This is a genomic window from Cupriavidus necator (assembly GCF_016127575.1).
Classification (GTDB): domain Bacteria; phylum Pseudomonadota; class Gammaproteobacteria; order Burkholderiales; family Burkholderiaceae; genus Cupriavidus; species Cupriavidus necator_D.
In genome coordinates, this window is record NZ_CP066019.1 from 273200 (window position 1) to 284200 (window position 11001).

An 11001-nucleotide genomic window follows, 5' to 3' on the forward strand; every position below is an offset into this window, starting at 1 on the left:
GACATGGCCTGGATGTCAGCCCATCCACTGGCTCACGGGTGCGGCGGTGTCCTGCAGTTCTTGTGAAATCACGTCGACCAGCGCCGGACCATCATGCTCCAGCGCCGCGCGAATCGCGGCATCGAGCTGTCCCGGGTCTTCCACGCGCCAGGCCTTGATGCCGAACGCCTCGGCAACGCGCGCGTGGTCCGTGCGGCTGAAATCGACCGAGAAGTAGCGTTGTTCGTAGCCGGCCTTCTGGCTTGCCTTGATCCAGCCGTAGACGGCATTCGAGAACACGATCATCTTCAGCGGAATCTTGCGTCGCGTCAGCGTTTCCATCTCGCCGCAGGTAAAGCCGAAGCTGCCGTCGCCCATGACCGATACCACGGTCGCACGCGGGCGCCCAACGGCCGCGCCGATCCCGGCCGACATCGAGAAGCCAAGGGCGCCGTGGGCCCGGTTGGTGATGAAATGGCGCCCAGGCTTGCTGGCGTTGTAATACGCGGAGAAATACGGGCAGGGCGTGCCGGGGTCGGCCACCACGACGGCGTCATCCGGCAGCAGCCGGTTGAGGGCATCCACCACGCGTTCCGGCTTGATCGGCACATCGAGCGAGGCTGCCAGCGGTGCGAAGGCGGCAAGCTTGGCGGCACGCGCGGCACCGGCCAGCGCGGCGCCGTCGGCGGCGTCGGACGGGCGGTGGGGCAGGCGGTCGCTCACGGCGGCGTTGAGCGCCTTCAGGGCGAGCAGGGCATCGCCAACCATGGCGACGTCAGTGCGGTAGTTCGCGGCAATCACCATCGGATCCGCATCGAGATGCAGGATTGCGATGTCCCGCGACGGGAAGCGCCAATGCTCGGTGGTGGTCGAGCCGGCGCGGCAACCGATGAACAGCACGGCATCGGCCTTGGCGACGATCTCGCGCGTGGCCATGATGCCGCCATTGGCACCGACCACGCCGGTATTCAGCGGATGGGTGTCGGCCAGGCTGCCTTGCCCGCTGACGGTGGTGCAGACCGGGGCATTCAGCATGCCGGCCAGCGCTTCCAGTTCTGCGCAGGCGCCAGAGATGACCACGCCACCGCCGCAGATGATGACCGGCAGGCGCGCTGCGACCAGCCGCTGCGCTGCCCGTTCGATCTCGGCCGGGTCCGGCGCATAGCGCATGGCAGGGAAGCGGTCGTGGCCAGGCTGCGCCCATACCTCGGCAGCATCCACCTCATGCTTCTGCACGTCGTATGGCAAACACAGGTGCGCGGATCCGGGCTTGCCGGTGGTCATGGCGCGGAAGGCGCCGCGCACCGCGCCCGGGATCTGGTCGGCGCGGTCGATTGTGGTATTCCACTTGGTGAGGGGGCGGTACAGCGCTTCCTGGTCGAGTTCGGTCAGGGGGTACTTGCCGCGCGAGCCGACCGATACGTCCGAGGTAATCCCAAGCACAGCCACTGAAGACTCATTGGCCTCGACCAGACCCGGCAGCAAGTAGGTGGCTCCGCCCCCACTGGGCCCCTCGCATACGCCAACCTTGCCGGTTACGCGGGCATAGGCGTCAGCCATGTAGCCGGCGCTGCGCTCATCGCGCGTCAGGATGTGGTCAATCCCATGGTCGAGGCGGGCCATGGCGTCATAGAAGGGCAGGCTGGTATCGCCGCACAGCCCGAAGACGTGCTTTACACCATTCAGTTGAAGCATTCGGACCATGGCTTCAGCGCCGTTCATCTTCGTCATTCCAGGAGTCTCCAAGTCAGTGTCGAGCAGGCGAGATAAGAATACACTGCAGGATACAATTAAGTATACTTAAACTTGAAGGGATGGATGCGTCACCTGAAGGCTCGGCAGCGTCGGGTATGATCGCGGCCAACGAGGAATATCTATGCAAGCAACCAACGGCATGAAGCCGCTGATCTCCGCTGTCAGGCGCAAACGGGGATCCGATGTCATCAGTCGATTGCGCGAGATGGCGATTTCCTACGAGCTCAAGCCGGGCGAACGACTCAATGAGATCGAACTGGCGGAACGCCTCGGCGTGAGCAGGACGCCAGTGCGTGAAGCGCTGACCCGGCTTGCCACCGAGGGCTTCCTGGTGGAGTCCAGCCGCGGCTATGTGCGCCGGCCGCTCGATATCCAGGAAATGCTGGACCTATACGAAGCACGCGTAACGATCGAGCGCGATTGCCTGCGCCTGGCGTTCGAGCGGGCCTCGGCCGAGAGCATCGAGGAGCTTGCGCGATACCTCGAGCACAGCAAGTCGGTGCCCGCAAATACCCCGATCCCGCAACTGGTGGAACTGGACGAAGGTTTTCACCTGCGCATCGCCGCCATGGCGGGCAACGCCGAACTCAAGCGGATGCTGGTCAGCCTGAACGAACGCATCCGGTTTATCCGCTGGATCGACATGGAGAATATCGGGCGCGATTCCACCCAGAGCGAACACGCTGAAATCGTTCACGCCTTGCAGGCCCACGACTGGGAGAAGGGGGAAAAATGCCTGACTTCGCATATTGCCTTGCGGCGCGAGCAGATCGTCGAGGCCATTGCGAAAGGCCTCACCAGGATCTACCTGGCCGAACAGCGCTAGCGGCCAGCCAATGCCGCCCCATCGGGCAGCCTAAGCTGTCCGGGCCGGTGCGGTCAGGCTCCCGCCATCGTTTCCGCACTGACTTCCCATCCTGCGTCAATGCCACCGGGCAGCATCTGGCCACGGTCCTCGCCAACCTCGGCATCAATCAGCTGATTCAGCTTTTCGTTCATGGCGACTAGTAGTTCCCGTTGCTTTTCGCCTGCCGCCAGGTTGTTCATCTCGAATGGATCGGTCTGCAGATCGTACAACTCAACGTCGTTGAACCGGTAGAGCTCCTCCAGGGTCGTCGGCTTGTTATGCTGCCTGGGGGAAAAATACCGTGCAAAGCTGTAGCGTCCATCGTAGATCGAACGCACTGCGCCGCGCTTCATCAGGTCCGGGCGGATACCGGCCTGCTTGAGCTGGTCGGGCTTGCCACCGCCCTGCAGATGGGCAACAGCCTTGAAAAGAAAATCGCCATCCAGGTAGGCCAGCATGTTGTAGCAAAACAGCGCGCCATCGCGAATGGCGTTTGCTTCGGCTGCCCCAGGCTTTGCGAGCAAGCGGGAAAAATCCTTTCCCGGTAATCCCTTGACGATGGCTGCGCGCTTGTCAGTCGCGACGCCAGTCAATGCAACCAGGGTGGGCGCGATGTCCAGATGCGAGGTGACGGCGCGACACTGCTTGCCACCGTGATAGGAGGGATGGGCAATGACCAACGGCACGTTGTTCTGCTCCCGATAGGAGACAGCGCCTTTTGCATGGAGCTGGTGGGCACCGTCCATGTCACCGTGATCCGATGTCAGGACTACGATGGTCTTGTCGGAAAGTCCTGCAGCATCGAGCGCGGCCAATACGGCAGCGATATTCCGGTCGACATCGCGCATGCAGTTCAGGTAATAGTTGTGCCGCCGGTGCCAGCGCGCGTCTTCATTTGGAATGGCTCCGACCAGGGCGTCGTGCGAGCGCAGGAAATCGCGGTGTGCCGCAGGGCGCCCCGGCGCGTCAAGCGCCTGTTTCCGGCTTGCCGGCAGCATGAATTGCCACTGCTTGCCGTATAGCGGGTCGGCCGGGTCGCGCGCGACATGTGCGAGGCCGCGCATTGCCTGAACCTCGGTGCCGGGCGCGTCGGTGTCGTAGAACATCACGTCGTGCGGGTTGACGAGGTTGACGGCCAGGAACCATGGCTTTCCCTGTGCCGCGAGCTCGCTCCCTTTCCCGCGCAGCCAGCTCACACCCATTGCTGCAATCACCCCGTCGTGCAGGTACCCACCGCTGGTGTGGGCAATAATGTCGCCGATTCCGATGTAGTCGGAAAAGCCATAGGCTTCCATTTCCTGAGTGAAGATCTTGGTTGGCGTGCCAAGCTTGTTGACGGTTTCGAATTCCTTGGTGAGGTGCCACTTGCCCTTGTAGGCGGTGTAATAGCCGGCGTCACGCAGCATGTCACCGAGCGTCCGTATTTCTGTTGACATGCTGCTAATCCACGGGAAGTTCGTGTTGTCGAACATCCGGGTGTGCTGGATGTGCTGGCCCGTGTACAGAACTGAGCGGGACGGGGTGCAAACACATGAATTTATGCGGTGATTGACAAAGGTCGTACCGCGCTTCATCAAGCGTTCATGTGCAGGCAGGCCATAGCCCCTGGGCAACTCGCCAGGTCGGAAGTAGCGCTCCTGGTCAACAAGGATGAACAGGATGTTGTACGGTCCCGAAGGCAGGCTCCCAGCGGCCTGGGCCGCGTCGCTTGCCCCGGCTGGCGCATCCTTGGCATCCGCGCCTGCGCCAAGACCCAGGGCCATGGCCCCAATCCCGGTAGTCAGGAGGAAATCGCGCCGCGTCAATGTGCCGCCAGGCTTGTCGTCGTTGCTCATTGGCTTCTCCCTGCCTGATTGCGCGGCCCATGGCGGGTGGACGCTGTGCTGCCGCAGGCCCGCCCAGGCATGCGTAAGACAGTCTAGCAAGCGCACTTTTTGCCGCCAAGGCAGCGTGCGGCGCCGGCAGGAGGCGATGGTTGGCAACCACACACATTCGCGGCTCAGGCAGTCGAACTACGTTCCGCAGATGATCGGAGTGCGGACAAAATTCCCGACACCCTGGGACTGCGCTTTCCGGTTCACGACATATCCTCGATGGGATCTCGTTGCGAGCGAATCTCCTCAGGACTGAGGACGATATAGCCCAGCGACTTCAGCAACTGCACCGCCTCCAGCTCTGCGTCCAGGTACACCGGCCGTTCCGGGCGGCGCGGGCGCGGCGCGGGGGGCAGCCACGCGGCGCTGGCTTGCACGGCGGGCGCTCCCTGGCCGTCAGACCATCGCGCGGTCAGGATGCGGCAATGCTCCAGGTTGGGCTTCCAGGCAACGTCCACGGCGGCATTGAACCTGGCGGTGCAAAGCCGCAAGCGCTTCAGCGCCTTCAGCCAGTTGATGAAGGCATCACGCTCCGGTGGCTGGTAGCCCTTCAGCAAGGTAGCCAGGCTGTCCTGTGCAGTGGCGCTGTCGGCCGCCTGGTCGTCTTCGAGCAGGGCTAGCTCAAGTGCCACGTGCTGGCGGCCGTCGTGGTCATAGATTGCGCAGTCGGCGTCCAGCACGCCTTCGCGCAGCAGCTCGCACAGCAGTACCCAGGCCCTTGGATTCTTGTCGAACCGGCCTTCGAGGGTCGGGTCGATCTGGCTGAGGATCTCCGGGATCGGGCGCGCCTCGCCTGACTGGATGGCCAGGGCGAATGCCATCGCGTTGTCTGACGGCCTGGCACCGCTTGCCAGCATCTGCAATGACGTTTCCCAGAGTTCGCGGATTTCTGCCGCGGTATCCACGGCATGCATCCATGCATAGTCCTCCAGCGCCGCGCACAGCCTGCGCGCAGGCCTGGCCAGCTGGCCGGCCAGCGTCCTGATAAACCCCGTGCAATGCGCGCAGCGGCATTCCAGCCGGCCCGCATGCAGGAAACCGGCGTACAGCCGTTCCTGGTGTCCGCAGTGTGCGCATTCGAGTGAAAAACCGCCTTGCCGTGCCGGCCGCTGCGAGGCCAGCAGCCCGTCGACCTGATAGTGCGCCAGTCCGTCGCAGCACGGGCAGATCCATTGCAGCTTGTGCGCGCCGTCCCGAGGCCGCGCGGCCCGGTCGAACTGGCGCTCGATGGCGCTGCGCGGAATTCCCTGCGCGCGCCCGACCACGTCTGCGCTGTAGCGCCAATAGCAGTACGAGTGGGCGGCAGCGGCCACCTCCGGAGAGAGGCGCTGCAGCTCCGGCAGCAGGCGGGGGCTGTGCCGGATCTCGTCGGCCATCGCATCGATCAGCGCTGGCCCGTCCGGCATCACCGCCTCAAGGGCGGCGCGGCTCTGTTCCAGGAAATCGGGCACGAAGACCCGGCGGATATAGTCCTCGTTCTCGAGCCAGAACAAGTGGCCGGGGAGGGCTTCCAGTACATCAACCCCTTCCCTGACTTCCGACATGCCGGCGCAGGCGAGAAACGTGAACGGCTTACTGAACAGGAAAGCGTCTGTCATGTTGTCGTCAACGGAGAATCCCGCCCACGAGCTGGCAATATGCCTCGTGTGCGATGGGTCACCACCCCGTGACTCGGCCAAGCAAGCGCACGGAAAGCGCAATCCGGATGGCGCTTTCCGTTCCGGGGACTTCCCCCTTCTTGTTTTCAGATCCGTCGGACCTGTGCGGATTTTGCATCTGCCGCATTGGACAGCATAGGCGAACCTGACGCCTCGTTACAGAGGAATTCCTTTTCTTGACGTCCTCGTCCTACGGCCAGGGAGACCAGCCCGGGCGCTGTTGTCATCCTGATTCAATCGCTTTAGGACCCGCCTGGCCTTGTCCTCGCAATCTTCACCTTCCCTGTTGCCGTTGATCTCGTCGATCAGTGCGCCCGCGCTGCGGTCGATCACCTGGAGGAACAAGATGCCGGGCTCCCTGGCCAATGGCCGTCGTCAAATTCCAGCTCAAACGGCTCAGCGAGGGGCGTGTCACGGATCCACGCATCTCGCCCCTCACGGCGCCAGTGTTGCAGCACCTCGTGCCAGACGCGGCGCTATCGCGGATAGACGACGCAGAGGGCCGGTGCTCGGCATGTCGCAGGACACAATGGAGTGACCTGCGGTGCCTTTTCTGAACCCGCTACCTGCCAGTATTCTGTCTCGATGTGATCCTTTCGATCAAATAAATGATTGAACTAGTCAAATTCAGTCAGCTGCACTACACTCTGATGATATTTGATCGATTCGATCAAATGTTTGCTCGAAACATACAAGGCCGCATCCTCAGCGGCAGGAGACAACCATGCAGATTTCTATCAAACGCGCCATCGAGCGCGTGCCCGGCGGCATGATGATCGTGCCGCTGCTGATCGGTTCGCTCGTTGCCACGTTCGCGCCGGATGGGCCGAAGTTTTTTGGATCGTTTACCGGCGCGCTTTTTACCGGTGCCCTGCCCATCCTCGCGGTGTTCTATGTCTGCATGGGGGCAAGCATCAACATCAAAGCCACGCCTTACATTCTCAAGAAGGGCGGCGTGTTGTTCGGCACCAAGGTCGGCACGGCAATGGTGTTGGGCGTGATCATGGGGCACTTCCTGGGCGAGGCGCCGATCAGTGCCGGGATGTTTGCCGGCCTGTCGACGCTTGCCGTGGTGGCCGCGATGAACGACACCAACGGCGGCCTGTACATGGCGCTGATGGGCCAGTACGGCAAGCCTGAAGACGTGGGCGCCTACAGCATCATGTCGCTCGAGTCCGGCCCGTTCCTGACGATGGTGACGCTGGGCGTGGCGGGTTTGTCCGCGTTCCCATGGCCGACGATGGTCGGCAGCATTCTTCCGCTCATGCTCGGCATGTTGCTGGGCAACCTGGATCGGGAGATGCGCGATTTCCTGGGTAAGGCCGTGCCGGTCATGATTCCCTTTTTCGCACTGGCGCTGGGCGCAGGCCTGGACCTGCACAAGGTCTGGCAGGCGGGCATGCTGGGCCTCGGCCTTGGTGTTGCCGTGGTGGCCGTCACCGGCTGCGCGCTGTACTTCGCTGACCGCCTCACCGGCGGCACGGGTGTGGCAGGTGTCGCAGCCGCCAGCACCGCCGGCAATGCCGCCGCCGTGCCGACGCTGGTAGCGGCGGCTAATCCGGTCTACGCAGAATCGGCCAAGAGCGCCACGATCCTGGTGGCCGCCTGCGTGGTGGTCACCGCCGTACTGACGCCATTGGTGACCGCCTGGATTGCCCGCCGCGTGGCGGGCAAGGAGGCCGAGGCGTTGGTGAGGACCGCCGCATGAGCTGGCTTATCATCGCCGACGACCTGTCAGGCGCTGCAGACTGCGCGATCGGCTACGCCATGTCTGGCGCCCGGACCGTTGTAACGCTGGAGGCGGCGCCTGCGGGCGCGGACCTGTCGCAGGCCGACGTAGTGGCTTGCGACGTCGACAGCCGCCGCATGGCGCCCCAGGAGGCGGCGGCGCGCAATCTCGAAGCCTGGCATCGCGGCCAGGGCGCCAGCCGGCGGCTGTACAAGAAGATCGATTCCACGTTGCGAGGCAACTGGGCTGCCGAAACCGCGGCGCTGGCGCCGCTGGCCGGCCTTGCCATCGTCGCGCCGGCCTTTCCGGCCACTGGCCGCACCACGGCCGGCGGCTGCATGTTCGTGAACGGCCAGCCGCTGGAAGACTCCGACATCTGGCGCCTGGAAGCGCTTACCGGACGTGCCGACCTTGTCGCGCTGCTGGCCGCGCGGGGGCTGCGGGCGACCCTGTTGCCGCTGGACACGGTGCGTGCGGGTGACGCGACCCTGCGGCTAACCATCGCCGGACTGGCGCGCGAAGGTGTGCGGGCGGTAGTCTGCGATGCGCAGACGGAGCAAGACCTGGCGGCGCTCGCCGCGGCCACGGCGCAGCTCGACGTCCCCGCATTCTGGGTCGGCTCGGGCGGCCTGGCTCGTGCGCTGGCTGCACCATGCCTGTTCGAGGGCGGTGCGCCGCAGCCGCTGCCTGCCCCTGAGGGCGGCCCGGTCTTGACGCTGGTCGGCAGCCTCTCGGGCATCTCCGGGCGACAGGCCGCTTGCCTGCGCGAACGCACCGGGATGCAGTCGCTGGTGGTTCCGCCGCGGATCTTGCGTGAAGGCGCGGGCCACGCTGACTGGGACGCCGCGCAGCAATCGATCACCGGATGCCTGCGGGCTGGCCGCGACCTGCTGGTCAGCATTGGTCGCGACGACGCGTTCGACCCGGGCGAAGGGCCGCGCCTGAGCGCCGCGCTGGCGCAATTGTCCCTGCCCGGCTTCCAGCATACGCGCGGCCTGATCGCCACCGGCGGCGAGACGGCCCGGGCCATGCTCTCGGCGGCCGGCATCGGCGCCCTGATGCTGCGGCGCGAAGTCGAGCCCGGTGTGCCGTTGTCCGACACCCCTGCGCTGCCCGGCGTGCCCGCGCGCCGCGTTGCTACCAAGGCCGGCGCATTCGGCTCCGAGGCCGCCCTGTGGCATGCCTGGCAGGCTATGACTGAATCCCGCGCGCCGTCAGCCTGACGGCGCGCCGCGCCACACTCGACAAGAGACACATCAATGAGCGACTACCTCCCCGTCATCGGTATCACCATGGGCGATGCCACAGGCATCGGCCCCGAAGTCATCGTCAAGAGCCTCGCGCATGACAGCGTTCGTGCGCAATGCCGCCCGCTCGTCATCGGCGACGTGCGCCGGCTGGAAGTGGCCGGCCGGCTCGTCGGCTCCCCGCTCAAGCTGCGCGCCATCCAGGCCCCGGAGGAAGCGCGCTTCCAGTCCGGCACCATCGACTGCATCGACCTGGGCCTGATCCCGGAAGGCCTGCCCTTCGGCAAGCTGTCCGCCGTCGCCGGTGATGCCGCCTTCCGCTACATCGAGCGCGCGGTGGCGCTCACCCGCGACGAGAAGATCGATGCGATCTGCACAGCGCCGCTGAACAAGGAAGCCCTGCACGCGGGGGGTCACAAGTTTCCCGGCCACACGGAAATGCTGGCGTACCTGACCGGCACCCCGGAGGTGTCGATGATGCTGGTGGCGCCGAAGCTGCGCGTGATCCACGTCACCACGCACATCGGCCTGCTCGACGCCATCCGCAAGATCGAGCCGGGGCTGGTCCAGCGCACCATTGAGCGCGGCCATCAGACGCTGCAGCGCGCTGGCATTGCAGCGCCGCGTATCGGCGTGTGCGGCATCAATCCGCACGCCGGCGAGAACGGCCTGTTCGGCCACGGCGAGGAGGAGGAAAAAATCATCCCGGCGGTCGAGGCCTTGCGCGCGCGCGGCCGGGACGTGGAAGGTCCGCTGCCCGCCGACACGCTGTTCTATCGCGCCGGCCGCGGCGACTTCGATCTGGTGGTGGCGATGTACCACGACCAGGGCCACGGGCCGGTCAAGGTGCTCGGCCTGGAGGCCGGCGTCAACATCACGGTGGGCCTGCCGGTCATCCGCACGTCGGTTGATCACGGCACCGCCTTCGACATCGCCGGCAAGGGGATCGCCGACGAACGCAGCCTGCTGGAGGCGCTGCGCCAGGGCGCTGAGCTGGCCACGCGCCGCGCCTGAGCCATCGGCGTACGCCGGGGCTGCCGGCTCCTGTAAGATCGGGGATCGTTGAGGATCCCCCATTTTCATTTCGCCTGCCATGAAAGCCGCCGACCGCCGCCGCGCCATTCTCGAACTCGTGCTCTCGGGCGAGGTCGCCAATGTCGAACAGTTGACCGGCAGCCTCGGGGTATCCGTGGCCACGGTGCGCCGCGATCTGACCGCGTTGGCTCGCGAGGGTCGCATTGTGCGGACCTATGGCGGCGCCGCCGCGCTGATGCAGGTGGGCGGCCACGAGCCAGAGGCTTCGCTTGAGGAGCGCAAGTCGCTGCAGCGTGAGCAGAAGGAAGCCATTGCCCGCCTGGCGGCGAGCTTCGTGCAGGACGGCGACGCCGTGCTGCTCGATAGCGGCACCACGGCCGCCGCGCTGGCTCGGCAGCTGGGGGCGCGCGAGGACCTCCATGTCTATACCACCAACCTGCTGGCCGTCACCGCGCTCACCGGCCTGCCCGGCATCCGCGTGACGCTGATCGGCGGCGACGTGCGCCCCTCCAGCATGGGCACCTTCGGTCCGCTGGCCCAGGTAACGCTGTCGCGCATCAGCGTCGACAAGGCGTTCCTTGGCGCGGACGGCGTGGTTGCAGGCGTGGGGCTGTGCGAAGCCAGCGCGGAGCAGGCCTACCTGAAGGAGTGCATCGTCCGCCAGGCGGCCGATATCTTTGTGCTGGCCGACGCTACCAAGCTGGGCCGGGCACAGCAGCAGCACTGGACGCCGCTCGACCGCGCATGGACGTTGATTACCGATGCGGCGGCCACGGCCGAGCAGTTGGAACCGTTCCAGGCATTGAAGCAGGTACGTGTGGCGGTCGCCCCCGACTGATTCCCCGCGCGCAGCTGCTGCTGAGAAGCGCTAATTCTG

8 protein-coding genes and 1 pseudogene are annotated in these 11001 nt (G+C 65.2%); 6 read left to right on the top strand and 3 right to left on the bottom strand.

Translation table 11 applies throughout. The features are described 5' to 3' along the window. Positions 1-15: 15 nt before the first annotated feature. Positions 16-1710 (bottom strand): thiamine pyrophosphate-binding protein, encoded by a 1695-nt coding sequence (locus I6H87_RS20295; protein WP_011616486.1) that lies wholly within the window; start codon positions 1708-1710, stop codon positions 16-18. A 145-nt stretch (positions 1711-1855) separates the two neighbouring features. On the opposite strand from I6H87_RS20295, the gene I6H87_RS20300 reads away from it, so the two are divergent. Beyond that, positions 1856-2560, top strand: a complete 705-nt coding sequence (locus I6H87_RS20300) for a GntR family transcriptional regulator (RefSeq protein WP_010812617.1) — start codon at positions 1856-1858, stop codon at positions 2558-2560. A 53-nt stretch (positions 2561-2613) separates the two neighbouring features. Here I6H87_RS20300 and I6H87_RS20305 read toward each other — a convergent pair whose 3' ends face one another. Together I6H87_RS20305 and I6H87_RS20310 are read right to left on the bottom strand one after the other, a co-directional pair. Next, complete coding sequence (locus tag I6H87_RS20305) at positions 2614-4416, bottom strand: sulfatase family protein (RefSeq protein ID WP_011616487.1); 1803 nt, start codon at positions 4414-4416, stop codon at positions 2614-2616. Between the two features lie 242 nt (positions 4417-4658). After that, positions 4659-6053 (bottom strand): hypothetical protein, encoded by a 1395-nt coding sequence (locus tag I6H87_RS20310; protein ID WP_011616488.1) that lies wholly within the window; start codon positions 6051-6053, stop codon positions 4659-4661. A 367-nt stretch (positions 6054-6420) separates the two neighbouring features. Between I6H87_RS20310 and I6H87_RS34440 the strand changes: the two are divergent. The 5 genes and pseudogenes from I6H87_RS34440 to I6H87_RS20330 form a co-directional block, all read left to right on the top strand. Beyond that, positions 6421-6602, top strand: a pseudogene (locus tag I6H87_RS34440) (2,4-dienoyl-CoA reductase); the annotation flags it as partial. Between the two features lie 235 nt (positions 6603-6837). Then, positions 6838-7821, top strand: a complete 984-nt coding sequence (locus tag I6H87_RS20315; RefSeq protein ID WP_010812613.1) for a 2-keto-3-deoxygluconate permease — start codon at positions 6838-6840, stop codon at positions 7819-7821. Beyond that, a complete protein-coding gene (gene dtnK, locus I6H87_RS20320) occupies positions 7818-9065 on the top strand; it encodes a D-threonate kinase (RefSeq protein WP_010812612.1) in 1248 nt (415 codons plus the stop codon). Before I6H87_RS20315 ends, dtnK begins: the two co-directional genes overlap by 4 nt. A 36-nt stretch (positions 9066-9101) precedes the next feature. Continuing rightward, complete coding sequence (pdxA, locus tag I6H87_RS20325) at positions 9102-10103, top strand: 4-hydroxythreonine-4-phosphate dehydrogenase PdxA (RefSeq protein WP_011616489.1); 1002 nt, start codon at positions 9102-9104, stop codon at positions 10101-10103. Between the two features lie 79 nt (positions 10104-10182). After that, a complete protein-coding gene (locus I6H87_RS20330; protein ID WP_010812610.1) occupies positions 10183-10962 on the top strand; it encodes a DeoR/GlpR family DNA-binding transcription regulator in 780 nt (259 codons plus the stop codon). Positions 10963-11001: the final 39 nt, after the last annotated feature.

What these genes read in the sequence shown, in the direction of transcription:
- I6H87_RS20295 (WP_011616486.1), bottom strand. Translation starts at nt 1,710, where the DNA reads ATGACGAAGATGAACGGCGCTGAAGCCATGGTCCGAATGCTTCAACTG.
- I6H87_RS20300 (WP_010812617.1), top strand. Translation starts at nt 1,856, where the DNA reads ATGCAAGCAACCAACGGCATGAAGCCGCTGATCTCCGCTGTCAGGCGC.
- I6H87_RS20305 (WP_011616487.1), bottom strand. Translation starts at nt 4,416, where the DNA reads ATGAGCAACGACGACAAGCCTGGCGGCACATTGACGCGGCGCGATTTC.
- I6H87_RS20310 (WP_011616488.1), bottom strand. Translation starts at nt 6,053, where the DNA reads ATGACAGACGCTTTCCTGTTCAGTAAGCCGTTCACGTTTCTCGCCTGC.
- I6H87_RS20315 (WP_010812613.1), top strand. Translation starts at nt 6,838, where the DNA reads ATGCAGATTTCTATCAAACGCGCCATCGAGCGCGTGCCCGGCGGCATG.
- dtnK (WP_010812612.1), top strand. Translation starts at nt 7,818, where the DNA reads ATGAGCTGGCTTATCATCGCCGACGACCTGTCAGGCGCTGCAGACTGC.
- pdxA (WP_011616489.1), top strand. Translation starts at nt 9,102, where the DNA reads ATGAGCGACTACCTCCCCGTCATCGGTATCACCATGGGCGATGCCACA.
- I6H87_RS20330 (WP_010812610.1), top strand. Translation starts at nt 10,183, where the DNA reads ATGAAAGCCGCCGACCGCCGCCGCGCCATTCTCGAACTCGTGCTCTCG.